Genomic DNA, 26,158 nt, shown 5'->3' with positions numbered 1-26,158 from the left:
TGCTAATATCGAACCTACTGCATACCTGAGTATAAATGGCAGATCTCCTGAGTTTTGCGCTGCTGAGTTTCTCTTCGATCCTTATCGTAGTGAATCCGCTTGCAGCCACCCTGATCTTCGTCTCCCTCACCGGCACGATGGATCAGGAGGCAAAACTCAAGGTGGCACGTGACGCAAGCCGGTTTGCCCTGGTCATCCTGCTGCTCTTCACCTTTGCAGGCGGCTGGATCCTGCAACTCTTCGGCATCTCCATCGAGGCATTCCGCATCGCAGGCGGGCTCCTTCTCTTCGGCATAGGCATGGACATGGTCTACGCGAAGACTTCCCGGACGAAGATGACGGCCACCGAGAAGTACGAAGGGCAGGACACGGACGACATAGCCGTCATGCCGCTCGCAATCCCGATGATCACGGGGCCGGGCGCCATCACCTCTGCAGTCGTGCTGATGAACCAGGCGATGGGCATGAATGAGGCGATGGACATGAACGTCGCCGCAATCGCCATCGTGCCGCTCGCCGCCGTTACGGCCATCGGGATCACCTACTACATGATGCAGAACGCCGACATCATCGTCCGGCGCATCGGCCAGCGGGAGTACCGCGCCGCCAACCGGCTGATGGGGATGCTCCTCATCGCGATCGCAGTCCAGTTCATCCTCATCGGCATCAGAACCGCCTTCCCCATACTCACCGGAGGTATTGCATGACACACGACCTTACCCTTCCCGGAGCCGCCCTGGTCAGCACCTGCATCATTGCAGGCGGGATCCTGATCGCGGCGCAGATGTTCGCTGTCGTTATCCCGTTCGCCCCATACGTCATGGTGGCGCTCGCCGTGCTCGTCGTCATCGGCGCCGCCATGCTCATCTTCTCCTGCAGGGGCCGGGAGATAAGCCCGTCTCAAGAATGACGAGGATAACGCTTGCGCAGGCTGCCGGAGGGCACGGTGGCCCTGCCGAGAGGCTCGATGCGGCCGGCAGGATGGCCGCGGATGCCGCGGCGGCAGGAGCGTCGCTCATCTGTTTTCCTGAGCAGTTCGTGACCGGATGGTCGCCGAAGATCCCGCCGGGCTCCGGCGAACCCCTGGACGGCCCGCTCACCGCCGCGTTTGCGCGGATAGCCAGGGAGAGCGGGATTGCGGTCACAGGGTCGATCGTCGAAGCGGGGGAGGGGCGCCTCCCGAAAAACACCGTCGTGGTGCTCGATAACGACGGGGAACTCCTCGCCGCCTACGCGAAGATCCACCTCTTCTCCCCCGAGGGGGAGGATCGATACTACACTGCAGGCGACCGGATAGCCACATTCACCGTCGACGGAACGAAGTTCGGGATTGCCGTCTGCTACGATCTGCGGTTCCCGGAACTCTTCCGGATCTACGCCATAGCCGGCGTGGAGTGCATGCTGGTACCGGCGGCATGGCCCTGCTCCCGGCTCTCTCACTGGGAGACCCTGCTCCCCGCACGGGCTCTCGAGAACCGGTACTACGTGGCCGGGATCAACACGGCCGGCCGGCCGGGCGCGCCCTGCTGCGGGGGGTCGCTTGCCGCCGATCCGGACGGCACCATCATCGGCCGGTGCGAGGCAGGAGAAGAGGCCTTCATCGTCGAAGTCGATCCTGTAGCGGTTCATGAGGCACAATCTGCACTTCCTTCACTTTCAGACCGCAGAAGTGACCTTTATCACGAACTGCTCTCCAAACTGTAGAGATTTCCCATGCGGGGTGACCAGCATGCATCGCTCAGTCTCGCCACGACAGCACTCCTTATCGCTCCCTGGGCCACCGTCATCGACCCGTCCGTGATCGCCGTCCTTTTCTTCGGCGTCTTCGTCGGATCGCTTGCCCCGGACGCCGATGCCGTCGATGCGGCGATATTCAATGGACGAATTGCCGGCGCGAAAGGGAAGAGAGGCCAGGTCGTAAACGGTTTTGCCGTGGTCCTTCCGATCTTCGGCTATACCATCAGGTATCTCATTTACTACCCGCTCTCCCTCGTCTTCATGCTGCTCCTCCGGAAGAGTTACCGGCACAGGCACCGCGGACTGCTCCATTCGTTCCCGGGTGTCGGGCTGACCGCCCTCGTCCTCTCCGGTTACCTGGCACTCATCCTCACCTGGCTCGGGAGTTCCCTCGCGCTCCTTCCAGCTTTCGGGTGCGCATTCTTTGCAGGATGCATCCTCCACCTCATGGAGGACACCTGCACCCCGGCCGGGGTTGCCTGGCTCTATCCCTTCTCCCGGCGGCGAGTGGCCGGCCGTGTCCGGAGCCAGGGACTCTTCGAGGTGCGTCCTGCAGCGTTCTCCATCGTGCTCGTCATAGCGGCGGCCGGGATGGCCGTCGCGCCGTTCGTGACCGCCATCCCGGTCGAGGGACTCGGATCACTCGTGCTCGTCGCAGCCCCCGCCCTCTGGCTGCTCTTCATGCTCGTCTCCCGCGTCCGGCCCGAGCGGCGGCGGCGGTAATCCGAACTTTCCTGGAACTCGATAGCATATCTATACGTATCCGCGCGATCAACGATTCTCTATGTACCGTCTCGTCTGCGTTCATTGTGGTGCAACCTACTCACCGGACCAGATCATCTATACATGCAACCGCTGCGGGCATCTGCTGACCGTCGAATACGACCTTGACGGCATCGACGTCTCACGTGACGAATGGAACCGGCGCCCCCTCTCCGTCTGGCGCTACCGCGAACTCCTCCCGGTTCGGGGCGAACCGGTCTCTCTCCAGGAAGGAGGCACCCCGCTCTACCACTTAAAGAAGATCGGCAAAGAACTGGGCCTCCCCGAACTCTATGCAAAGCACGAGGGGATGAACCCGACCGGTTCGTTCAAGGACCGCGGCATGACCGTGGGCGTCAGCATGGCCCGCGAACTCGGGATGACGACGGTCGCCTGCGCGAGCACCGGGAACACCTCCGCAAGCCTGGCCGCCTACGCGGCAAAGGGCGGGATTCCGTGTGTCGTCCTCCTGCCCGCGGGAAAGGTCGCTCTCGGGAAGATTGCCCAGGCGCTGATGCACGGCGCCCGGGTCATCTCCATCCGCGGCAACTTTGATCGGGCGCTCGAGATGGTACACGAGCTCTGCATCAGCCACGGCCTCTACCTCTTGAACTCGGTCAACCCCTACCGGCTGGAGGGGCAGAAGACGATCGGGTTCGAGGCGATCGACCAGCTCGGCGGCGAGGTGCCCGACCGGATGGTTCTCCCGGTCGGGAACGCGGGCAACATCTCCGCAGTCTACAAAGGGCTCCGGGAACTCGAAACGCTCGGGTTCATCGACCGGCTGCCGATGATGACCGGCATCCAGGCTGCCGGCTCCGCACCCGTGGTGAAGGCGATTGAGCAGAACCTCGAGGTGCTGGTGCCGGAGTCCGCGCCCGAGACGGTTGCGACCGCGATACGGATCGGCGCCCCGGTGAATGCGGAGAAGGCGCTCGTCGCGATCCGCGCGACGGGCGGGACGGCGGCATCCGTAACCGACGAGGAGATCCTTGCCATGCAGCGCGATCTCGCGAGGAAAGAGGGGATCGGGGTCGAACCCGCCTCGGCAGCCTCGGTCGCCGGAATACGGAAACTTGCCGAACTCGGCCTGATCGATAAGGATGAGCGGATCGTCTGCGTGGTGACCGGTCATCTCTTGAAAGATCCCGAAACAGTGGTACGACAATGCGAGCCCCCCACCGAGATCGACGCGGATCTGCCTTCGCTGCTCTCTGCCTTGCGCTGATCCTGATCTCCGCTCCGGCGGCGGCACAGGAGGCCGTCGTCCGGGTGCTCCCCGACGGCACCGCCTACGACGCCTCGATCACCGTCTCGGGGAGCGAGCACGCCTTCTGGACGCCGGGGATGCTCGGTGAGCGGGTTCCGCTCCAGGTCGAGAACCTCGAGGTGCTCGATCCTTCGGGCCCGGTCGAGTACCAGGATGCGGGAAGAGGCGTCATCACCTTCCCGGAGGGTAACTACACGATCACCTACCGGGCTCCCGTGAGGGATAACCACCTTGTTGCGGCCTTCGATACGCCGCACGCCGTAACCGTCGCCCTGCCCGGGGGCTTCGACGTCAGGAACCCGCTCATCGGCATGGTCAGCCCCGGCGCCGTGATCTCCACCGGGTCGAACGGGACCACGGAGGTCGCCTGGGACCGGATAAATCTCGTGGAAGTTCGCTTCTACACGCCGGAGCGCGAGATCCTGCTCACCACCTTCGGCACCATATGGATCGCGGTCGCGGCCGTCCTGATCCTTCCCCTTCTCATCTCGCGGAGGAAGGAAGGCGAATGATCGAGATCGTCGCCGCATCGTTCCTGATCGGGTTCTCCGGGGCCGCCTCGCCCGGCCCCATGACCGCCTCGGTTCTCGGTCTTGGCGGGCGGCAGCCCGGGCGATTCGTCGCGGGGCTGGTCGCGGGGCACGGGATACCCGAGGCCATCATGGTCGCGGCCATAGCCTTCGGCGTGCGCGACGTTCCGCATATCGACCTCATCGCCCTTCTCGGCTCGGGCGTCCTCGTCGCACTCGGCACGATGCAGTTCCTCCGTGCGGGAGAGGCCGTCCCCACGGCCGGGGAGACGAAGACGCCGGTTGCCTTCGGGCTCGCATGCACGCTCGGCAACCCCTACTGGTGGGTCTGGTGGCTCACGTTCGGCGTCGGGTTTCTCGCGCTCCATCCGGCGTTCGTCGAGTTCTACGTCGGGCATATCGGCGCGGATATCGTCTGGCTCGGGCTCCTTGCCTTTGCAGTCTCGCGGGGAGCGAACGTTCTCGGCCCCCATTACAAAAAAGTGGTGCAGGCGAGCGGACTCGCCATGATCCTCTTCGGGCTGTACTTTATTCTGACGATTCTTTTCGCTTGATGTCGATCCCGAACCGCTCGGCGTTTGCGTCGGCGATCCCCTGGATCTGCGCGATCACGTCGTCCCGGCGGGCGGGCTTGAAGAGATGCCGGAAACGCTTCTGCTTCTGGAGATACTCCTCGACGGGCTTCCGACTCACCTTCTTCGCCTTCTCGACCCGGCCGTCGACCATCTCGTAGTTCACCCAGAGACCTGTCTCGATGGCGAGTTTGGCCATGTTAAGCGTCTCGCCGGACTCAAAGCCCCACCCCGTGCAGCAGGGTGTATGTACCTGGATATAGCAGGGGCCGGGGGTGTTGATCGCCCGCTCGACCTTCTGGACGAAGTCGTTTGGGTAGGCGATCGAGGCGGTTGCGACGTAGGGCGCACCGTGAGCCGCGAGGATCGCGGGCATGTCCTTCTTCGGACGCGGATTGCCGAGCGAACACGACCCGGCCGGGCTCGTCGTGGTGCTCGCGCCGTAGGGCGTCGCACCCGACCGCTGGATGCCCGTGTTCATGTAGGCCTCGTTGTCGTAGCAGATGTAGGTGATGTCGTGGCCGCGCTCGAAGGCGCCGCTGATGCAGAGCACCCCGATATCGAGCGTCGACCCGTCGCCGCCGATGCAGACGACCTTCTCCGTCCGTCCCTGCCTCTTTAACGACGCCTCGATGCCGGAGGCAACCGCTGCAGGATTCTCGAAGAGCGAGTGGATCCAGGGGACGCCCCAGGCCGTCTCCGGGTAGGGCGTGGAGAAGACCTCCATACACCCCGTAGCGGCAGCGATGATGACGTTCTTTCCGGTCGCCTTGAGGAGGAGCCGGGCCGCAAGCGCCGGACCGCACCCGCCGCACGCCCGGTGTCCGGCCGAGAAGAGTTCGCATCCTCCCTCTACTTCAGCCATTCAGAGCACCTCCGTCCGTAGTCCATAGAACATGTCTCCTTTCCCTTTCTCGGCGAGATCGACGACCGCGGCGATGTCCTTCTTCCGAACGTCGCGCCCGCCGAGGGCAATGATGTAGTCGTATACAGATATACCGGAGCCATAGAGCGCCGACTTCACCTCAGTGCCGACCGCTCCGCCGTTGCCGAGCGAGATGTTCTTGTCGAGCACCGCGACCGTCGAGACGCCCTTCAGGGCATCCGCGATCTCCCGGGCAGGGAACGGCCGGTAGGCCCGGATCTTTAAGAGCCCGACCTTCCGGCCGTTCTCGCGCATCTCGTCGATGGCGTCCTTTACGGTGCCGCAGATGGAGCCCATGGCGACAAGCGCGATATCGGCGTTCTCGAGGCGGTAGCCTTCGACGAGCGCGGAGTAGTCCCTGCCGAACTGCTCTCCGAACTCACGCCCTGCTTTTACGAATGCCTGTTTGGCACGCTGCATCGCCTGGTCGACCTCGTACCGGAACTCCATGTAGTACTCGGGCGTCGCGTACATCCCAAAACTCAACGGGTTTTCCGCGTCCAGCCGCTGGTAGGGGTTGAAGGCCGGCAGATAGGCGTCCACCTCTTCCTGGGTGGGAAGAGCGACCGGCTCGAAGGTGTGCGTGAGGATGAAACCGTCGAAGCAGACAAACGCCGGGAGGAGAATATCGTGGTCTTCACAGACCTTGTAAGCGATCATATGGAGATCGGCGGTCTCCTGGTTGTCCTCGGCGTAGAACTGCAGCCACCCGGAGTCGCGCAGCGATATCGAGTCCTGCTGGTCGTTCCAGATCGAGAGCGGCGCGCCGAGAGACCGGTTCGCGATCGTCATCACGATCGGCTGGCGCATCCCCGCCGCGTTGAAGCAGACCTCGAACATCAGGGCAAGACCCTGAGACGTCGTCGCCGAATAGACCCGGGAACCCGCCGCACTCGCACCGAGGCAGGCGGAAAGGGCCGAGAACTCACTCTCGACCGTGATGTACTCGGCATCGATCTCGCAGTTCGCCACCATCTGGGCAAGGTCTTCGACGATGTGCGTCTGCGGCGTGATGGGATAGGCTGCGATCACCTGCGGGCGGCAACGCTTTACGATCTCGGCCACCGCATGCGATCCTTCCATAAATTCCAGCATTATTTCTCCTCCTTCTCCATCCTGATGCCTTTCTTCGGGCAGATCTCCACGCAGATCCCGCAGCCCTTGCAGTAGTCGAGATCGGGCTCGAACGTGCCCTCCTCAGTCTCGCGGACGCAGCCTTCAGGACATACCATGGCACACATCCCGCATTTCGTGCAGTTCTCGGGATCGAAGACCGGTTTGAAGACCCGCCAGCCACCCGTCTTGTTCTCAAGCGCTCTACCCGGAGCCGCGACGCAGCCGACTCGCAGCGCCATTATGCGGCACCTCCGATCAGGTTGTACGCGCGTTCCGCGGCCCTGACGTTCTTGTCGGCCATGCTCCCGGAGAACCGGCTCCGCAGCGCGTGCTCGAGCGGTTCAAGCTCGATCTCTCCAGTGGCTGCGGCGAACGCGCCCATCAGGGTTGTATTGGTGATGGGCACACCGAGTTCTTCGAGCGCGATGGTGGTCGCATCGATGGTGTAGACCTTCACGCCCTCCGGAACACCGGAATCGAAGTCGGACTTCTCGGTGTTGACGATAGCGATCCCACCCGCTTTCATACCGTTGAAGACGTCGACGTCACCGATCAGGGTAGGATCCTGCACGATGATGTAATCGGGTTCGTAGATCTGGCTGCGCAGCCGTACCTTCTCGTCGCTGAACCGGACGAACGCCTGAACCGGGGCGCCCCGGCGTTCCACACCAAAGGCCGGGAATGCCTGGGAAAAGACACCGCCCTCGAATGCTGCGTAAGCAATGAGTTCGGCGGCGGTCACAGAACCCTGACCACCCCTGCCGTGAATGCGTAACTCTCTCAAACAAAAACCCCCTTTAAATCTTAATGATTAATAATATAAATACCCGGCACCAACAGGCCGCGCCGGAGCCGTGAACGGGCCGGAACACCTGTTGCCCCGCAGAGGAGATAATTTTTGCCGGTGCCGGAAGGAGACGCAGAGTCGAGGACTACCGCCGCTCACTGGACGTTTGCCAGGCGGCTTCTGAGATCCTCGGCGGTGCAGTGCCGCACTTCCATCAGGGCCGAGACGATCGCGTCCGAAAAGACCAGTGCTGCGGTCTCGAAGAGGGTCCCGAGCGGGGCGAACGACCCGGAGACCGACCGGTACTGTCCGGTGAGCTGGCGGATCTCGAAGTCACGTGGGATATCCGCATCTTTGAGCCGGTTATTCCCGATCTCGACGATGCAGTCGGCCATGCGGCCGATGTGCGAGTCGGCCGTCGACGTGACGAGACAGATCTTCCCCCCGATCTCCCGGGCGGTCTCGCACGCGTCCACGACCGACTGCGTCTCCCCCGAGCCAGAGAACGCGACGAGCACGTCTTCCGGGCCGAACGCAGGGGTGATCGTCTCGCCGATGACGTAACTCTCGAACCCGAGATGCATCAGCCGCTGGGCAAACGCCCGCGCAACAAGGCCGGAACGCCCGGCCCCGGCAAGGTATATCCGCTTTGCGCTGAGGATCACTTCAAGAAACCGGCCGGCGCTCTGCTGATCCATCGTGCGCGCCGCCTCTTCGAGACGCGACGTCATCAGGAGCATGAGATCGGCGATACTGGGGCATTCCTGCTGCATGGTTCCGGCCTCTCCTCAATTAAACCACTATACTACCCGGCAGCATTTAAAAGATTACGAAACCGGAGGGGCGCTCCCCGCCGGTCTCTCCAGGCGGCGGCTACCGCTCAACCGCGAGCCCGAGGATATCGGTTGCCCCGGTGAAGACATCGCGGGCGATCCGGGCAAGCCCCCGGGCCGCACACCACTCGTCATAGACGGTGACGTTCCGCGAAAGGAGTTCCTTGACCCGCGGTGCGATGGCGGGGGCCATGGTGCCGGCAAGGGCGACCTTCCCACCGGGGTTGAGGAGAAGCATCGAGGCGCACTCCATCGCGGCAAACATGGCCATCGTCTCTACCCGCAGATCGGGAGGCACCGTGTAGTTCACGCCCGCGTGGAGAAAAGCGTCGTTCGCCGTCGACTCGCCCCGGTCGATCCGGCGGATGGCGTCGACGTCGAGAGCACCGTGCCGGGTTCCGGGCGCGAAGATGCAGGCGTCGAACGCGCCGGTGATCCGGCCATTGGTCACGAGGAGGGTGACGGTGTTCGAACTCGCGTCGCAGACCACAACGTCGCCCCCGATGTCGTGCACGACCTCGTACAGGATCCCGATCTTCTCGGGGCTCGTCTGGTGGGAGTAGGCCTTGAACCGCGGATCGGTCGGGGATCCGCGGTGCAGCCCGGGGATGACGACGGCGGGAAGGCCGCTCTCTTTAATCCCGTCGTAGACCCGGGTGCCGCCGCCGATGTGCTTGCCGGCGCCCTCCCGGGAGATGACGCCGCGGTTCTGGACGTTCCCGATACCGGTTATCGCCGAGATGCCGTCGCCCATCGAGTAGCAGACGGCAATACCCTCGATCTCGTCGAGTGGGGCGAGGCGGGCAAGATCGTCGACCGAGAAGTCCCTGGCCTCTTCCCGGGAGATCTTGAACTCCGCGTCCCCGCTTGAGAAGCGCATCGCGGTGGTGCCGTGGTCGATGCCGATGAACATGATATATCTCGTTGCACCCGGAGGAGGAAGTAAGTTTTTGGATCGCTCCGTGCGAAGAGGCGTCGATCAGGCCGTGCCGGCCTGGTAACGCCTCTTTACGTATTCAACCGCGCCGACGACGACGAGACCGACAACGAAGAAGATCCAGCCGCCGGAGAGCATATCCCCGGCCGCAGCACCCTTATCCCAGAGCATCCTCGCCGAACCGAGCATCAGGCCGGTGAGCAGGGCGAGCATCGCCCCGTGGTAGGTCGCAAGGAGATACTTGAGACCTTTCGTGAAGAGGAGGAGCCCCGCAACGCCGCCCGCGACGTAGGCGAGGATCTCAGGGAGCGAGAATGCCCGGAGCGCCGCAAGCATGAACTCGTACTGGTTGAGGACGAGGGTGATGTAGGCGCCCGATATCCCGGGGAGGATCATGGCGCAGAGCGCCGCCATCCCGGTGAGGAAGAGAACCGGCAGGGAGTGGCCGAGATCGATATTCCCGAGGCCCCCGAGGAGGTAGCCGGCGCCGGTTCCGACGGCGAGGAAGGCGAGAGTGCCGACGTTCGGGGAACGGATCTCGAGGAATATGGCTACCGCAGAGGCGATGATGAGACCGAGGAAGAAGGAGTAGGTCGCTACCGCATGGTCGGCAAGGAGGGAGAGGATCACGCGGGACATCAGGAGGAAGGCGGTGCCGATACCGGCAATGAGGACGACGAGGAACGGGATGTCGATCTTCTCAAGATCCGCTCTGAGAGAGGAAAAGTCTCCCCTCGCGAGGTGTTTTACCGAGGCGGGGTCGATGCTGCCGATGGCCCCGACCAGCCGCTCGTAGATCCCGGTGATGAGGGCGATCGTCCCGCCCGAGACGCCGGGGATGATGTCGCAGGCTCCCATCGCGAGACCGCGGAGATAGATCCCCGCGTGCTCCCGTATTCCATCGGGGCGCAGGCTCATCGTCCGGCTCCGTTCCGGGTATCGACGAAGACGAAAATTCGGCTCTGCAGGGTGACGGCGACGGGAAACCGGCCGGATCTGCAACAGGTGCATACCTCTCTCAATCGGACAACTCCTTGTGACTCATCATATGTCGGGGGCAACCATGAAAAATCTGCCCCGAACGAGGGTATCGTATCGTGGAGTGAACCGCGTACGGACATTAACTTTTCTCCGGGTCGGACTCCCCTGCTCTTGCCGGATGGAGGGGGCTTCTCCCCGCTCCACCCATAAGTAAATCCTATAGCGTGAGAGGAAGATTACTCTATGATGTTCTGTATCGTAACGGGCGGTGCCGGGTTCATCGGTTCGCACGTCGTCGACGCCCTGGCGGCAGGGGGGGACGACGTGCTGGTCATCGACGACTGCAGTGCGGGCACCGAGACGAACCTCGCGCACCACGCGGCGGGCGGGAAGGTCACCTCAATCAGGCAGAACCTGCTCGACGACGGGTGGCAGGAACGATTTTCAGGTGCAGACCGGGTCTACCATCTCGCCGCAGACCCCGACGTCCGGCAGAGCGCCGTGACCCCGGACTCCCAGATCAGGAACAACATCGTCGCGACGCACCGGGTGCTCGAGGCGATGCGGGCGCACGGCGTGCCGGAACTGGTCTTTACCTCGACCTCGACCGTCTACGGCGATGCCACCGTCATCCCCACGCCGGAGACCTACACGCCGCTTCAGCCGATATCGGTCTACGGTGCGACGAAACTTGCCTGTGAGGCGCTCATATCGTCCTACTGCCACTCGTTCGAGATGACGTCCTGGGTTTACCGGTTCGCAAACATCATCGGCGAGCGGAGCGGGCACGGGGTCATCACCGACTTCATCCGGAAACTTCGCGAGAACCCGCAGGAACTCGAGATCCTCGGCGACGGCAGGCAGACGAAATCCTACCTGGAAGTCGGGGAGTGCGTCCGCGCCGTGCAGTTCGGGATCGAGCACTCGAGCGACCCGGTGAACACCTTCAATATCGGCTCCGAGGACTGGATCGACGTTGTCAGGATCGCCGATATCGTCACGGAGGAGATGGGTCTCTCCGGCGTCCGTTACCGGTTCACCGGCGGAGCGCGGGGCTGGGTCGGCGACGTGCCGAAGATGCAGCTCTCGGTCGAGAGACTCAAAGGTCTCGGGTGGCAGTGCGGGACAACCTCGGAAGAGAGCGTCCGGACGGCTGTCCGCGCCATGCTCGGGTAGGGGGCACGCCATCCCCGGTTCAGGGATTATCAGGACTTGCACAGGGTTCACATGAAGTACATCATCATTCTCGGGGACGGCATGGCGGACGAGCCGCTTGCCGAACTGGGGGGCAGGACGCCCCTCGAGTACGCAGAGATACCGAATATGGACAGGATCGCCCGCGAGGGGCGGTGCGGGATGCTCCGGACGGTACCGGGGGGATTCGAGCCGGGGAGCGACGTCGCGAACCTCTCGATCCTGGGCTACGACCCCCGCACCTCCTATACCGGGAGGGGGCCGCTCGAGGCTGCCAGCATGGGCATCGATCTCCGGGACGGGGAGATGGCCTACCGGTGCAACCTGGTCGCGATCCGCGACGGCGTGATGGAGGACTTCAACGCCGGGCACATCTCGAGCGCCGAGGGCGCCGAGCTCCTCCGCGATCTCGACGCTACGCTCGGCGACGTCCGGGTTCATCCGGGGATCAGCTACCGGAACCTGATGGTCGTGCCCCGCGCGCGCGGCGCCGTCACCACCCCACCCCACGACATCGTCGGTCAGCCGGTCAAGGAGTTCCTCCCGCGCGGAGACGACGCCGGACTCCTCCTCGACTGCATGGAGCGGGCGCGGGAGATCTTTGCCGATCATCCGGTCAACCGGCGCCGCCTCGATGAGGGAAAGACCGCTGCAACCGATATCTGGCCGTGGAGCGGCGGGAAGAGGCCGTCCATCGCACCCTTCCGCGAGAAGTACGGTCTTGCCGGGGGAGTGATCTCCGCAGTCGACCTTCTCGCCGGCATCGCCCGCCTCGCCGGGATGGAGGTGATCCACGTTCCCGGCGCCACCGGGTTCATCGACACCGACTACGAGGCGAAGGCCCGGTACGCGGTCGACGCCCTCGACCGCCTCGACTTCGTCTACATGCATGTCGAGGCCCCCGACGAGGCCGGACACATGGGGAGCGTGGAGGAGAAGGTGCGGGCGATCGAGCGGCTCGACGAGGCGATCGGGATCGTCCTCGACCGCCCGGATACGGCCGTCGCGGTTCTCCCCGACCACCCGACGCCGATCCGGTGTAAGACCCACACCGCGGAGCCTGTGCCGTTCGCGGTGCTCGGGAAAGGAAGGGACGATGTTGCCGCGTTCTCCGAGCGCGAGGCGAAAGGCGGCTCGTTCGGGCTCCTGCAGGCTCCCGAGTTCCTCTCCATGCTCTTTTCGCCGTGAGCCCCCCTGATTAGGGCGGATATCCCGGCACCATCTTTTTGTAGTCTCCGTACACAACGCTACCCAAGGCTATGGAACCCCTGACGGCAGACGGGATCGTCGAGAGGATACAGGAGATCGAGCAGGGCGTGGGAAGGCTCTCCCCGATGCAGAAGGTTCTCATCGGGACCGACGGGTCGGTGACCGGCCTGCTCGAGATGGCGACCGGCCATCCGGTCACCATCACCACCCTGGTACAGGACGTCGTCGGCGCCGATACCGAGGCGGCGGCGGCACTCGATATCGAGCAGGGCGACGAGGTCAACTACCGCGTCGTTGAACTGAAAGACGGCGTAACGGGAGAGGTGCTCATCTATGCGGTCTCCTGCACCCCGCTCCGGCGGCTTGCACCGGAGTTCAGGCAGGATCTGATGCGGGCCGATATTCCCATCGGGAGGATCCTCCGCCGCCACCGGATAGAGTCGCGCCGGGAGATCACCGACGCCCGCGTCGTCCGCGCCGGCACGAAACTCGCCCGGACGTTCAACGTCCACCGGTGCGAACCGATGCTCTCGCGGAAATACCGGATCATCCACCGCGAAGAGCCGCTGATCGCCATCGAGGAGATCTTCCCCTGCACGGCGTTCACCGACGAGATCAGGGTGCTCGTCGATGCTCCGTCCAGGATCCACATCACCCTGCTCGATATGAACGGCGCCTCGGGCAGGGTGGACGGCGGGGTCGGGGTCACCCTCGACGAGCCCGGATGCGTGCTCGACGCACGGAAAGCCACCGGGATCGAGGTTCGCGGCGGCGACGAGGAGTCGCGCAAGAGGGTTGCCGATGCGGCACGGGCGGCGAAGGAGACGCTCGGACTTCCCGGGGGTGCGGAGATCGCCCTGCATGCCGCCGCACGGCAGCACGCCGGGCTCGGGAGCGGGACGCAGGTTGCTCTCGCCACGGCCGCTGCCCTCTGCCGGCTTTACGAGCGGGACGTCTCCGTATGCGATCTCGCGAAGGCCGTCGGGCGCGGGGGAACCTCCGGTATCGGCACGGCGGCGTTCGATCAGGGGGGGTTCGTCCTGGACGGCGGGCACCGGTTCGGCTCTCCGGGGGGCAAAGACGATTTCCGCCCGTCGGCAGCGTCACGGGGCGTCGCGCCCCCGCCGGTTCTCGCCCGGCACCGGTTCCCGGAGGACTGGCGTATCCTGCTCGTCACGCCCGAGGTAGGCGCAGGGGCGCACGGGAGAGGGGAGGTCGATATCTTCCGCACCCACTGCCCGGTACCGCTCGACGAAGTCCGCGAGGTCTGCCACGAGGTGCTCATGCGGATGATCCCGGGCATCGTCGAGCACGATCTCGACCTCTTCGGTTCGGCAATCAACCGGACGCAGTCGCTCGGGTTCAAGAAGGTCGAGGTGGGGCTGCAGCACCCGGTCGTCTCCTCGCTCCTCGAGGCGACGGTGCAGGCCGGCGCCGCCGGAGCGGGCCTGAGCTCGTTCGGGCCGACGATCTACGCCGTCGGGGATTCCGGCATGCAGGATGTGGCCCGGGCGGCGAAGGAGGTGCTCGGCGACCGGGGAGGGTCGGTGCTCCTGACGCGGGCGAGGAACTCCGGCGCGAGCGTGCGGGCGGAGTGACGGGCGGCAGAGCCGCATCTGAAAGGAGCGGGGCGAAAACTCGGCCCAAATTGCGGCAACGGGCCGCGATCCGGCACCAATTTCCCCGGATCCAGCCCTCTTTAGAAATATTTTAATACTTGCACATTATCTCCGGCATGGATGCCCTCACGCGCCGGGGATGCCGGGGACCGGCCGGCCTCTGGAGATCCCAAGACCAGCCGCACCGGTTCGGGGTATGCCCGCGAGTACCCGGTCGAGGGCGAGACGGCGCTGCCGGCTGTCTCGGTCGTCATCCCCCTCTATAACAAAGGCCCCTACATCGCCCGCGCCTTATACTCGGTCCTCAGCCAGACCTTCCAGGACTTTGAGGTGATTGTGGTGGACGGCTCCACCGACAACGGGACGGAAGTTGTCAAGGGACTCGACGATCCCCGGATCCGGCTGCTCCGAGAGGTAAGCCGGGGGGTGTCGGCGGCGCGAAATCAGGGGATCGCGGAGGCCCGGGGTGAACTGGTTGCATTTCTGGACGCGGACGACGAATGGACGCCGCGGCATCTTGGAGCCCTGGTGAGACTGCAAGAGAAGTATCCACACGCAGGAGCATACGGGACGGCATACCTCTTGAAAGAGAATGAGTCGACGAACCGGGCGCCGTCATACAGTCCCGCCATACCCCCGGAGCCGTGGGAAGGGCTGCTCCCCAACTACTTCAGCGACGCCATCTCCGGCAGCCCGCCACTCTTGACATCGATCGTTGCCGTCCCGAGGTGCATCCTGAACGAGATGGGCGGGTTCGACACCAGCGCATGGTACGGAGAAGACGTGGACCTGTGGGGACGGATTGCCCTGAAGTATCCTGTCGCGTTCACCCGGGACGGTATGGGTATCTACCATACGGAAGCAGCGAATAGAGCCTGCAACAGAAGAGAGCCGATCCGGGAGCATGCCTTCGTAGCCTCTGCTCGAAATGCGTTGCAGGCGGGAGAGGTGCCGCCGGAGTTGACCGCGAGCGTTCTCGAGTTCGTCGCATCCAGGCAGATCCAGATCGCATGCCGCAACCTCGAAGCAGGCAGGCCCGACCTCGCGAGGAGCAATCTGAAGGGCTGCAGAACCCGGCGTCTCCGGAGATCCAGATGGCAGGCGCTGTTCCTCGCGCATATCCCCTCCGTGGTGTACCTTGCGCTGCGAAACCGGAGAACGAGGATACTTCGAATGTGCGGGTATCGAACCGCATAGACAGGGCAACCATCGTCATGTTCTATCGGGGCAGTACTCATCGACGAGTTCAGGTCCGGGCGTTCGTGTGCGCTTTCTGCTGGAATAAATCCGCCACCTCCCCCATGTTCATACTGATCATCTCCCCGTTATCCCGAAGGGAGGCAAAATGATCGAGGATCTTTCGTAGATGTTCGATGTTTCTCTCCGGTTCTGCACCGAAGTTGTGAGGATGCCACCAGAGGTGATAGAGTTGACTATGCTCCGAAGCATACGAGAGCTCGTTCTGGATACGGCGGCGTCGGAGCGCATCACACCAGTAAAGCGACGGAATGCAGGGGTAAAGGAAACGGCTCGCCGGGATATTCCACGGATCGGACAGGGATAGTCGGGGTAACGAGTAGCAGTTGTACCCAACCTTGCCCCAGACGGATTCGGCATAGCGCAGGAGGGACAGGCTCCTCGGATTATGGCGTTGGCTCCTGCCGCAGTGCAACCACGAATCAGGAGTTCCGCGATAGGAGAGGATTCCAAAGTTCCCAAGCACAGCAAGGCAATCAGGATTTAATTGGTTTCTCGGCAGGACAAGCGACCGAATATCGATTCCCAGTCGTTTTGCGGCCCCGACAGCAGCCCGCAGATCATCCTCGAAGCAATGGACATCATGCCCATCCTCCAGGCAGTAGTAGTGGGAAAACGTATGCGTCGCTATCTCCTGACCTCTGCTGGAGTGGATCTCCCGGACCAGAGTTGCAGCATAGTGGAAAGGATCGTCGCATTCACCATCGCCGATTGATTCAATATATGGATAGGGGTTCAGCACCGGATCTGCATACCGGGGTTTTACCTCAGGGAGCGAACGCAGGAGTTCCTCTTTGCTGTCAAAGAAGAGAAAACCGACTGTTGCCCACGTCGCGTGGATCCCATATTCCTCAAACAGATCGAGGATGATGGGGACTGCTCTCCGTGCACCAAGGAGGTTATCACGATAAGCATCAAGGGTGACTACATCCCGAACTCCCCAATAGAGTTCAAAGTCGAGAGAGATGACAAATACTCCAGGCGATTCCTCCGGTTGGCTCCACAGGTGCATAATGTGACGCGCCTCTCACCCCGGATACATATGTCTTACGCAACCCCTTAACCCGCACAGTCGGGTCCCTGATCTCAAGCGCAACGAGAACCAACCGGTACGGTTTGAGAGACCTGATGCTCGATTAACCTGAGATACAGGCAGTATTGTCCCGGAGAGGACGCAGTCGGTGAGAGCCCCGAGAGAGTAAAACTACTTATACTGATACCCTCCTAGAGGGGCGGACCTCTGTCCCGGTGAACGCTTCCATGGGAGATGCTGAACGAGGCTCCTGGAATGTACCGACACGCAGGGATGCCTGATATACCAACCAGAAAATGGAGATGACAGGTGCAGATTCTTGTCCTGGCAACCGAGTATCCTCCCCATGCAAGTGGTATAGGTAATGTTGCGAGCAGCATTGTCCGGTTACTGGAGAGAAGAGGGCACCACTGCACTGTCTGCTCCCCCTCGGGACGGGATATCTGGCTGGGGAGTCACGATCTGATCAAACGCACGGGTGTGCTTGGCTTGCTCCAATTCTGGCTCCAGATCTCGCGCAACTTCAAAGATGACAACCACGACGTCGTCTGGGTTCATCAGCCCTTATTTCTAAGGGAGGTGCCCTTTCGGAACGCAGTATATACCGTACACACGACGTACGGCGGGGAGTATGCCAACAGAGTGGGGTCGCCGGCCGTCCGGGCGTATAAAAAAACTGCATCACTGGTCGAGTGTTCCTGCCTCAGAAGACTTGGGAACCTGTCACCATTCACCGTGATCGATCCCACTGTGCAGAGGGAACTGGAGACAATCGGCCTCCAGAGCCGTCAGATTCATCAGATCCCAAATGGAGTCGACACCACCATCTACAGGCCGAACCAGGATAACGGAGATATCAGGGCACGCTTCGGGCTGCCGGAAGAGGGCAGGATCATTCTCAGCTTAGGGAGGTTGACGCCCCAGAAGCAGCCCGAGGTGCTGGTTGATCTCTACTCTCGAATTGAAAAGCGCTCAGATGATGTGACTCTTGCTATCGCCGGAACCGGCGAACTCCTCGATAGGGTGAAGGCCCGGGTCAGGAGCAGTGGGCTTGAAAGCGTGAAATTCCTTGGTTACGTCCCTGAAGCGGATAAACCCAATCTCTATTCCTGCTCGGACTACTATATCATGACGTCTCGATACGAAGGGCAACCACTGTCTCTTCTGGAGGCCATGGCATCCGGCCTTCCCTGCATCGTCTCCAACATACCAAATCTGCGTATGGTCCGTGACGCCCGCTGCGGTGTCACCATCCCTACGGAGGATATCGACCGGAGTTCGGAAGCGATCATCTCCTACCTGAAAACCGATCCGTATCAGGATTCCATTCGAGCACGGGAGTATGTGCTGCACCACTATGATTGGCAACTGCTTGCCGATCGCTACCTGAAAATTTTCGAGCAGGCAGCACGCGAATAGGGGATCTCATGACGATAATTTTTTTGACCGGCTTCGCTCTACAAGGAGAGATACTACGCCGGCATATTCCATAAGAGGTGGAACGTGAGAAAGATTTTTATGGTTCCTGAACTGTCGAAGCACCGTCCATATACGTAACAGACAAGATGCAGTATCGGAGATGACCAACCTATGAGCCTGATGATCAGGAGGCTGACCGACGAGATGGAGGACGTCCACAAGACGGATATCCATATCAGAAACCTGATCAGCTGGAACGACTGGAAGTTTTTCGATTTTTTTACGACCATCATCGGCATTCAGGCCCTTTTGCTGGTACTTACCGCTTTTGGAACGGTCGGTATACATGTGCCCCTGTTGCGACCGGTCGTAGGGTTCATCTACTGTTGCTTCGTTCCCGGCATCGTGCTTCTCCGAACGCTCAATCTACACCACCTCTGTACAGCGGATACCCTGCTCTACAGCATCGGGCTGAGTATCGGGATCGTCTACCTCCTGGGCTTTTGCATCAATATCATACTCCCGCTTCTCAACATCGCTTCTCCGTTCTCGACAGTAGTCCTTACGCTCGCACTAACCTCCGTAACAGCCATCCTCTGTATTCTCTGCTGGCTGCGGGAGAGCGGGATGCCTGATAAAACCTGTAAATGGCAGGTTACGAAGATCCTGACCGTTCCCAATATGAGCCTATTCTTAATCCCATTTACTGCTATATTCGGTACGGTTCTCGTCAATAATTACTATATGAACCATCTCCTCCTCGCAATGGTCGTAATACTGGTGCTCATCGCCATCCTGGTGGGACTGGACAGGTATGTACGCAGGGAGTCATACCTGATCGCTATCTTCATCACCTCCGTCACCTTGCTCCTCCATACAGCGTTAATTACTCCTTTCCTCTGGGGATGGGATATCGTAAACGAGAACTTCTATGCCACCGCCGTCCTTCAGCATCAGATATGGGATATCGGAATATTCGACAATGTGAACGGCTGCTTGAGCATCGTCGTTCTCGCACCCGTCTTGAGCCAGTTGACGGAGCTGCCGCTGACATGGGTGTTCAAACTGCTCTATCCGCTCATCTTTTCGTTGATCGCTGTTGCGCTCTATCGGGTGTACCAGCACCAGACGGAAGATAGGATAGCGTTCTTTGCCTGTTTCATGTTCGTCTCCTACTTCCAGTATTACAGTGGGATGGTATTCCTGGCACGACAGATGATTGCAGAGTTATTCCTTGCGCTGCTCCTGCTGCTCATGCTGAGCACCGCCATCACCGGGGGGAAAAGGGCATTCCTGATGGGATTCTTCGGTTTCGCCATGATCACCTCCCATTACGGACTCTCGTACCTCTTCATGGCGGCACTGGTCGCGGCATGGGTACTGATATTGATCGCCGGGAGCCGCCCGGTCTCGGCGATCGGGGCATGGACACTTGACCGCCTGAAGAGAACTGGTTCCGGACTCGCGGACTTTCTGGACCCGCAGGAGAAGCGCACCATCCTCACCGCACCGTTCGTCATCTTCTTCTCGCTCTTCACCGTCGTCTGGTACTCGCTTGTAGCAGGGGGTTCGGTTCTAACGACAATCATGCGAATAGGAAACAAGATCGTGAGTAATTTCATAGGTGAGATGGCAGACCCCGCCGCAAGCCAGGGAATGGGCACGATCGTCCTTGAAACTGCATCGCCGCTTCATGAGGTATGGAAATACCTCTTCCTGATCACAAACCTCTTCATCGTTATCGGTCTCGTTGCGTATCTCTTCAGCAGGCCGGACCGCCGCCGGTTTACCCGGGAGTATATCGCGCTTGCATCCGTTTTTCTTCTCCTGGACGTGGCCGCTATCGCTGTTCCGTACCTGGCATCCGCACTGAGCGTGGAGCGGTTCTACCAGATCACTATCATCATACTGTCACCGTTCTTTGCGTACGGAGGCCTGACCGTATTTTCAGCAGCCGAAAACCTCCTCAGGGGCACACTCTCGTGGACCATGCGCTCCTGCCATGCCCATGCAATGCTCGCCGTCTTCCTGGCGGTCTTCCTGCTCTTCAATACCGGGTTCATCTATGAGGTGACCGCAGACAGATCCACCTCAATGGCACTCAGTTCTCTCGACGACTTTCCCAAATACAACGAACGTGAGATGACCGGAGCGCAATGGCTCCATCTCCATGCCTCCGTGGAAGGTGACCCCAGACTCCTGTCGGATACCAAGGGTGAACTCCTGCTCCGCTTGAACCTTGTCGACTGGCGGGATATGGATCAGAAGGAGACCTATGACGAACTCATCAGTCCGCCGACCAACGTGGACCCACTCTTTCTCCATTCGGTGAATATCAAAACCGGTGTGGTTCGTGTCACGGTCCTGGAGAAGGCAACCAGTTCAAACCGCAAGTTGAACGTGACCCGGCTGACACACGACCGTTCAAAGATATACAGTAACGGCGGGTCGGAAACATATCTCTAGCGCACTACGGGGCAGGCTCAGACATTTCTCGCATGTTCCTCCAGATTCACGGTAAACGGCACGCTGGCCTCCCGCACCACCTTCGCCGGAACGCCTACTGCGATGGAACGTTCGGGGATGTCATCGATCACGACGGCATTTGCGCCGATCATGGAGTTTTTACCTACGCATACCGGCCCCAGAACTTTGGCACCGGCACCCAGCATGACACCGTCTCCGATGATCGGATCGACACGACCGTCCTTCACCCTCCCTGCGATGGCTCCGATGGTGACACCCTGGTATATGGTGACGTTTTCACCGAGAATGCAGGAGGAACCAACGATGATGCACTGTCCATGAGGGATTATACAGCCGGCCCCTATCTGTGCACGAGGATCGAGTTCGATCCGATTCAAAAGCACGTTTACCAACCTGACGAGGGCTCCTAGAAGGCGACTCTTCTTCACAGGAGGAGTTTGCTGCAGCCGATAGAAGAAAAGCGCCCTATACCCGTCCTTATAAATGAGGTGCTCTATCACTGCCAGGACGAAACCCGATCTGCGTGAGGTCTTCTTCACGTCATCCCCCACCCAGAAGAAATAACGATCCAGATCCTTCTTGATTACCGCAACGAAACTCGTCGGCATAAACGGCGGACTCCTGTAGCCCCGAACTCTATATAAGTTTCTCGCGGCCGTCGGCACGGCAGGCCTCCAGGCCGGAACCGGCATGGAGAGGCTGTAGCTGTACTGACTCATCATCGGGGAATCCAGCGCTCCGCCCGCATACCCGTCTGAGATAAATTTATAGCGGAGGATGACCGGGAAGTTACGTTCTGAGTGTAAGTCCGGAGGCCTGCCAGGTGAAGGTGACTGTGAGAAAAATTATAGTAACGCTGATGATCGCCGTAGTCCTGTGGGGCTCCGGGCCGGGCAGTTGCAGTACGGCAGCCGAGCAGCCACCAGTTCTCGTTATCGCTGCGAACGACAGCAGCGAGCAGTCCAGGTCACGTGCAGATGTAATCTGCGACGGATTCGCGGATGAGGTGGAGATCGGGCTGGCTCTGGGGGAGGTGAGTCCGGGGGGAAAGGTCATACTGACCGAAGGTACCTTCCATTGCAATAAGAATCTCCATTTTGAGCCTCACACCACCCTGGAAGGGCAGGGAGAGAACCAGACATACCTGAACTGCTCCGGAGAATGCCCCGGAGTCGTCATGGACGATGAAAACCTGACGATCAGGGGCCTGACGATCACGAACCGTGGCGGCATCCTCATCACAAAGACAGCCCATATCAGGGTCCACCAGGTGGTCGTCGATAGCCCGCACCTATACCAGGACGGAGCATTCAGCATGTGGATGAATGCCGACGAAACGCTCGAAGATATCGAGTTCATCGACTGCAAGGCGTTGAACGTCCCGGGCTTCGGCTACTGGACCTGTGGGCAGGGGCCGGGACAGGTACAGAGGAACGTGCGCTACATCAACTGCCAGGCGATCGGGTGCGGGGGAGGCGATGGAGCGTCTTCCGAGACCACCCGACTCTGGTCCGGCGGTTTCAGCCTCCAGGAGACGAACGCAGCCGAGGATATCCTCGTGAAGGGATGTTATGCAGAAGGAAACTGGCAGTCGGGCTTCCACCAGGAGCCGAGCAACCCTACGCAAAATTTCACCATTGAAGACTGTATCAGCGTGAATAACGGGCAAAAAGCCAGGTACGTCGAGAACCCCGATACTCTTGACGGTTCACCGGACATGGTTTTTGGAGCGGGATACTTCCTCGGCACGAATGCTACGCTCAGGAACTGCACGGCCGACGGAAACTATCACGGTGTCGAACTCTGGTGGGGCCAGGGATGTACTGTAGAGAATTGTACATCCAGGAACTCTCAGGCTGAGGATTACTTCCTGGTTTACGGCAGTGGTCGGTCGATACCGAACACTTTCAGGAACTGTGTCAGCGACCACGCCGGCATGCACGCGTTAAGCGCAGAAGTCGGGACGAAAAATGCATATTTCACGAATTTCACCGTCATCGATCCGCAAGGCGATGGCATGTATAACCTGATGATCGGTGGTAATCTTCGGGCAAACGATGACTCTGCCGGGCACGATCCTTGCGAAGACTCGTACTTCGACATCCGGTTCTTCGGCGGAGGATCACCCGCCGCCCTCGGAGTCGAGCGTGGAAGAAACCTCACGTTCACCGGAACCATTGAGACGGATCAGCCCAACCCCATCTTCATAGATGGGTGGGATACGGAATCCATCACCATTGAGAGGATGCACATCAGTATCGAGAGCGAGAACGAAGAAGCAGCAGGCATTACCGTCGTTCCAGCCGTTGTAAAAGCGGGAACCATCCGGATTGCAGATTCCACGATAATAGACCCTCGCCCGGTTACCAAACTTCAGTATGGGATAAAAAACATCGCACAAGAGCAGGTAGTGGTCAGCAACCTCACGGTTACCGGGGCAGCGACCCCCTGCTCTCACTGCAACATAACCGTAGAAGCCACGGAGGCACCGCAGGATATCTCCATCATAAACGGCACCATCCAATTTTTAAGGAGATTTACAGAGATTTTTCCCTGGAAATCGCTTAAATAACTCCTCAGAACAGGCAATGGAGTTGCAGAAAAAGGGGGGGGTAGTGACGACTTCTTCTAAGGGCATCCGATTTCAGGTCGGTCTATGCACCGGGCTCCAGGGCAGTAAAGCCGCCGTTTCTGCGTGAATGTGCCATACAGCGTTAAGCCGGATCGGAACCAGTGATGCGCCGAGAAACATCTCCAGCAAGCACGTGCTCTTACCCAGGCAAAGGCCGCTACTGTGAGCGATGAGCACTCAAACCGGTCAGTCACAGAACGACAGGTCAGAGAGCAGAATCTGTTTTAGACACTATTTATTCCCGGACACTCCCTTTTGAGGCCGGGGACAGAAGGAGCCGGGAGAGGTACGCCTTCAAGTCCACGTTCAAATCCTTTTTGGCATATAAACATAGCGCATTTTTTTAAAGATATACAACACCATCAAATCAGATATAAAGGACAACTTTTGCCCTTTTTGATGGATTATGACAATATTAGATAGAATTAAAATTGAAAATTTATATATACCCAAACTTTCAACAAAATATACTGTTAGCAGGAGGAATGATATGAAAAGACGGTCACTCATTGTGTTACTAATTTTAATCTGTAGCGTGAGTTCTGCAACGGCAATTACCGTTCAGCCTTCAGAAGGCAGTTCCGGCATTGTATCTGCCTTACGGTCAGGAGATGTCGAACTCGTGCCCGGCGTGTACTACTGCTCGGGTAACATCGACGTGCCCGCCGGGAGAACACTCACCGGCGCTCACGACCCGTCAGACCCCCGCAACCCGGCGACAAACTCAATCCTGTACTTCGAGTCCAAAGGAAGCGTCAATCCTCGGGGGAGCAACACACTGTCGAAATTCTCGATCGTTGGCGCGGGATACGTCTTCATACTGAACGCAAACAACGTCAACTGTGAAGACCTGTATGTCACTCACCGGGATCTGAAGGGAAACAGCCAGCCGGACAAGTACCTGCCGGCTGCATTCTGGTGCGTGGCCAGGGATGTCGACATCAGCAACATTCGGTATAACCGGTGCACGGCAGAGCATGTCAACGGGCACGGGTGGCAGCATGACGATCGTGTCGGCAGCATTACGCCCGCTGTCGAGCACCACTGGATCAGAGGGCTGACGATAACCAACTGCCGCGCTTCGTACACCGGTGACGCATACCTGCTATCCGGAGGCAAATCCGGCTGGGCATGGGATGGAACCGGATTCAACATCCAGGAGCGAAACCGGCTTGCCGATGCTTACGTTGCAAACTGCGTCGCAGACCATACGCTCATTTCAGGTTTCCACCAGGAGGCGGCAGGAATGTTCGGCGGCTTCTCGGGCGCCAAGAACATCACTCTCGAGAACTGCCATGCTGACTACTCCGGTACAAAAGGGAGCATGCCGTCCAATCCGTATAAGTGCGGAGACGAACTGGAGAGTGGAGAATGGTGGACCTTCGGTGGATTCACAATCACTACGAACGCCGTGGTGCGGGATTGCACTGCAAAGGGCGGCTGGATGAACTTTATGGGATGGTGGACTCAGAACGTGGTGGTTGAGCGTTTCCACTCGTCAGATTCCATCGGTGCCGGGTATATACTCACCAGGGAGAGCGGGTACAACATCCCGAACAAGTTTATCGACTGCGTGAGTGAGAACGACGGGAAATGCGCTCTGGATCTGTACGCCGGAGCGAACAACGCCTTCACCAACTTCACCGTCAAAAACTGCCGGGCAACCTCTGGATGGCAGATAATCGCGAACGGTTGCACAGATGCCGGGTACTGGGGAGATCTGTATGTATATCCCTACACAAATCCGGTGAACTGTCATATCATTGGCGGAGGCTCCAAGATCGCCAAAAGTTGTGACAGCACCGGCGGAAGTGTGCTCATACTTAGCGGGGACGCCGTGGGAACGTACGTAAATCCGTTCTCGGGCGCCGTGGATCACAGTGCATTCACGATCCTCTCCGGTCAGGTTCCAACACCAACCCCGACACCGACACCGACACCGACGGTGACGCCGACCCCCACACCGACCGACAACCCGGACCTGGTGGTGACGGATATCCGCTGGGAACCGTCCAAACCGGCAACCGGGAGCCCGGTAACATTCAAGGCGACGATCAAGAACCAGGGTACCGCCGCGACCCCCGACGGCATCATTCACGGGGTTGCGTTCTACGTTGACGGCACCTGCGTCACCTGGTCGGACGATCACCTGACTTCGATTCCCCCGGGACATTGGGTCACCGTGACCGCCAACGGCGGACCGAACGGGTTGTCCACCTGGACGGCAACAGCAGGAGAGCACGCCATCCGGGCCCGGGTCGACGACATGGACCGCATCGCGGAGGGGAACACGGCGAACAATGTCCGCGAAGAGGGCGTGATCATCACTGACGCAGCCGCTCCCACGCCGACACCGACCCCCACACCGACGGTGACGCCTGCGCCGACACCGACCGGCAACCCGGACCTGGTGGTGACGAATATCCGCTGGGAACCGTCCAAACCGACAACCGGGAGCCCGGTAACATTCAAGGCGACGATCAAGAACCAGGGCACCGCCGCGACCCCCGACGGCATCATTCACGGGGTTGCGTTCTACGTTGACGGCACCTGCGTCACCTGGTCGGACGATCACCTGACTTCGATTCCCCCGGGACATTGGGTCACCGTGACCGCCAACGGCGGACCGAAAGGATTGTCCACCTGGACGGCAACAGCAGGAGAACACGCCATCCGGGCCCGGGTCGACGACATGGATCGCATCGTGGAAGAGAGCACGGCAAACAACATCTATGAGAAGAAGACGGTAGTCAGGTGAGCCAACGTCTCGAACCGATCGCCAGCACATCTCGTTACCCGGGCTTTATCGCCAATAAGCTTCCGGGTAGCGACGCGGGGTGTGCATCGACCGGTTTCGG

At 60.3% G+C, this 26,158-nt stretch carries 24 protein-coding genes; 15 read left to right on the top strand and 9 right to left on the bottom strand.

Annotation, left to right across the window (positions count from 1 at the left end; genetic code table 11):
• The first annotated feature begins 35 nt into the window (after positions 1 to 35).
• From MCUHO_RS05805 to MCUHO_RS05775, 7 genes are all read left to right on the top strand, one after another.
• Positions 36 to 707 (top strand): MarC family protein, encoded by a 672-nt coding sequence (locus tag MCUHO_RS05805; RefSeq protein WP_067075076.1) that lies wholly within the window; start codon positions 36 to 38, stop codon positions 705 to 707.
• Positions 704 to 910, top strand: coding sequence for a hypothetical protein (locus MCUHO_RS05800; RefSeq protein ID WP_067075073.1), 207 nt, complete (start codon positions 704 to 706; stop codon positions 908 to 910). The genes MCUHO_RS05805 and MCUHO_RS05800 overlap by 4 nt, the downstream gene beginning before the upstream one ends.
• Complete coding sequence (locus MCUHO_RS05795; RefSeq protein WP_067075070.1) at positions 907 to 1,704, top strand: nitrilase-related carbon-nitrogen hydrolase; 798 nt, start codon at positions 907 to 909, stop codon at positions 1,702 to 1,704. Before MCUHO_RS05800 ends, MCUHO_RS05795 begins: the two co-directional genes overlap by 4 nt.
• A gap of 9 nt (positions 1,705 to 1,713) precedes the next feature.
• The gene (locus tag MCUHO_RS05790; protein ID WP_067075066.1) at positions 1,714 to 2,460 is read left to right on the top strand and encodes a metal-dependent hydrolase; all 747 of its coding nucleotides are present in this window, start codon (positions 1,714 to 1,716) and stop codon (positions 2,458 to 2,460) included.
• Positions 2,461 to 2,521: 61 nt separating this feature from the next.
• Complete coding sequence (gene thrC / locus MCUHO_RS05785; protein ID WP_067075062.1) at positions 2,522 to 3,727, top strand: threonine synthase; 1,206 nt, start codon at positions 2,522 to 2,524, stop codon at positions 3,725 to 3,727.
• Positions 3,667 to 4,281, top strand: a complete 615-nt coding sequence (locus MCUHO_RS05780; RefSeq protein ID WP_235808180.1) for a DUF5803 family protein — start codon at positions 3,667 to 3,669, stop codon at positions 4,279 to 4,281. Before thrC ends, MCUHO_RS05780 begins: the two co-directional genes overlap by 61 nt.
• Entirely contained in the window at positions 4,278 to 4,853 is a 576-nt protein-coding gene (locus MCUHO_RS05775) for a LysE family translocator (protein ID WP_067075059.1), read from the top strand. Before MCUHO_RS05780 ends, MCUHO_RS05775 begins: the two co-directional genes overlap by 4 nt.
• On the opposite strand, the gene MCUHO_RS05770 is transcribed toward MCUHO_RS05775, so the two are convergent.
• From MCUHO_RS05770 to MCUHO_RS05740, 7 genes are all read right to left on the bottom strand, one after another.
• A complete protein-coding gene (locus tag MCUHO_RS05770; RefSeq protein ID WP_067075054.1) occupies positions 4,828 to 5,736 on the bottom strand; it encodes a thiamine pyrophosphate-dependent enzyme in 909 nt (302 codons plus the stop codon). The genes MCUHO_RS05775 and MCUHO_RS05770 overlap by 26 nt on opposite strands.
• Positions 5,737 to 6,891, bottom strand: coding sequence for a pyruvate synthase subunit PorA (gene porA, locus MCUHO_RS05765; RefSeq protein WP_067075051.1), 1,155 nt, complete (start codon positions 6,889 to 6,891; stop codon positions 5,737 to 5,739).
• Positions 6,891 to 7,151: a 4Fe-4S binding protein gene (locus MCUHO_RS05760; RefSeq protein ID WP_067075048.1), complete on the bottom strand. Its 261-nt coding sequence runs from the start codon at positions 7,149 to 7,151 to the stop codon at positions 6,891 to 6,893. Before MCUHO_RS05760 ends, porA begins: the two co-directional genes overlap by 1 nt.
• The gene (locus tag MCUHO_RS05755) at positions 7,151 to 7,696 is read right to left on the bottom strand and encodes a pyruvate ferredoxin oxidoreductase subunit gamma (protein WP_067075045.1); all 546 of its coding nucleotides are present in this window, start codon (positions 7,694 to 7,696) and stop codon (positions 7,151 to 7,153) included. Before MCUHO_RS05755 ends, MCUHO_RS05760 begins: the two co-directional genes overlap by 1 nt.
• Before the next feature lie 158 nt (positions 7,697 to 7,854).
• The gene (hxlB, locus tag MCUHO_RS05750) at positions 7,855 to 8,472 is read right to left on the bottom strand and encodes a 6-phospho-3-hexuloisomerase (RefSeq protein WP_067075042.1); all 618 of its coding nucleotides are present in this window, start codon (positions 8,470 to 8,472) and stop codon (positions 7,855 to 7,857) included.
• Between the two features lie 100 nt (positions 8,473 to 8,572).
• Entirely contained in the window at positions 8,573 to 9,445 is an 873-nt protein-coding gene (locus tag MCUHO_RS05745) for a methanogenesis marker 12 protein (RefSeq protein ID WP_067075038.1), read from the bottom strand.
• Between the two features lie 66 nt (positions 9,446 to 9,511).
• Positions 9,512 to 10,387, bottom strand: a complete 876-nt coding sequence (locus MCUHO_RS05740) for a DUF368 domain-containing protein (RefSeq protein ID WP_067075036.1) — start codon at positions 10,385 to 10,387, stop codon at positions 9,512 to 9,514.
• Between the two features lie 306 nt (positions 10,388 to 10,693).
• Between MCUHO_RS05740 and MCUHO_RS05735 the strand changes: the two genes are divergently transcribed.
• The 4 genes from MCUHO_RS05735 (at position 10,694) to MCUHO_RS05720 (ending at position 15,669) form a co-directional block, all read left to right on the top strand.
• Positions 10,694 to 11,626 carry an NAD-dependent epimerase/dehydratase family protein gene (locus tag MCUHO_RS05735; RefSeq protein ID WP_084385947.1) on the top strand — a complete coding sequence of 311 codons (933 nt, stop codon included), beginning with the start codon at positions 10,694 to 10,696 and terminating at the stop codon, positions 11,624 to 11,626.
• Positions 11,627 to 11,677: 51 nt separating this feature from the next.
• Complete coding sequence (locus MCUHO_RS05730) at positions 11,678 to 12,832, top strand: cofactor-independent phosphoglycerate mutase (protein WP_067075034.1); 1,155 nt, start codon at positions 11,678 to 11,680, stop codon at positions 12,830 to 12,832.
• 71 nt (positions 12,833 to 12,903) lie between these two features.
• Complete coding sequence (locus tag MCUHO_RS05725) at positions 12,904 to 14,451, top strand: beta-ribofuranosylaminobenzene 5'-phosphate synthase (protein ID WP_067075032.1); 1,548 nt, start codon at positions 12,904 to 12,906, stop codon at positions 14,449 to 14,451.
• Between the two features lie 141 nt (positions 14,452 to 14,592).
• Complete coding sequence (locus tag MCUHO_RS05720; protein ID WP_084385946.1) at positions 14,593 to 15,669, top strand: glycosyltransferase family 2 protein; 1,077 nt, start codon at positions 14,593 to 14,595, stop codon at positions 15,667 to 15,669.
• A gap of 49 nt (positions 15,670 to 15,718) precedes the next feature.
• Here the strand turns inward: MCUHO_RS05720 and MCUHO_RS05715 are convergent, their stop codons facing one another.
• Positions 15,719 to 16,741: a polysaccharide deacetylase family protein gene (locus MCUHO_RS05715; RefSeq protein ID WP_067075029.1), complete on the bottom strand. Its 1,023-nt coding sequence runs from the start codon at positions 16,739 to 16,741 to the stop codon at positions 15,719 to 15,721.
• Positions 16,742 to 17,071: 330 nt separating this feature from the next.
• Here MCUHO_RS05715 and MCUHO_RS05710 point away from each other — a divergent pair, with 330 nt between their 5' ends.
• Together MCUHO_RS05710 and MCUHO_RS05705 are read left to right on the top strand one after the other, a co-directional pair.
• Positions 17,072 to 18,181 (top strand): glycosyltransferase family 4 protein, encoded by a 1,110-nt coding sequence (locus tag MCUHO_RS05710; protein WP_067075024.1) that lies wholly within the window; start codon positions 17,072 to 17,074, stop codon positions 18,179 to 18,181.
• A gap of 171 nt (positions 18,182 to 18,352) precedes the next feature.
• On the top strand, positions 18,353 to 20,647 hold the full coding sequence (locus MCUHO_RS05705) for a DUF2206 domain-containing protein (protein WP_067075020.1): 2,295 nt from the start codon (positions 18,353 to 18,355) through the stop codon (positions 20,645 to 20,647).
• A 17-nt stretch (positions 20,648 to 20,664) separates the two neighbouring features.
• Here the strand turns inward: MCUHO_RS05705 and MCUHO_RS05700 are convergent, their stop codons facing one another.
• A complete protein-coding gene (locus MCUHO_RS05700; protein WP_084385945.1) occupies positions 20,665 to 21,390 on the bottom strand; it encodes a serine O-acetyltransferase in 726 nt (241 codons plus the stop codon).
• Between the two features lie 101 nt (positions 21,391 to 21,491).
• Here MCUHO_RS05700 and MCUHO_RS05695 point away from each other — a divergent pair, with 101 nt between their 5' ends.
• Positions 21,492 to 23,240: a right-handed parallel beta-helix repeat-containing protein gene (locus tag MCUHO_RS05695; RefSeq protein ID WP_067075013.1), complete on the top strand. Its 1,749-nt coding sequence runs from the start codon at positions 21,492 to 21,494 to the stop codon at positions 23,238 to 23,240.
• Between the two features lie 682 nt (positions 23,241 to 23,922).
• Positions 23,923 to 26,058 (top strand): CARDB domain-containing protein, encoded by a 2,136-nt coding sequence (locus tag MCUHO_RS05690; protein WP_161485883.1) that lies wholly within the window; start codon positions 23,923 to 23,925, stop codon positions 26,056 to 26,058.
• Positions 26,059 to 26,158: the final 100 nt, after the last annotated feature.

Origin of the sequence: Methanoculleus horonobensis (assembly GCF_001602375.1) — an archaeon.
In the GTDB taxonomy this organism is placed as follows: Archaea; Halobacteriota; Methanomicrobia; order Methanomicrobiales; family Methanoculleaceae; genus Methanoculleus; species Methanoculleus horonobensis.
The sequence above is the reverse complement of the archived record's forward strand: the minus strand, read 5'-3'. Positions and strand labels throughout refer to the sequence as shown.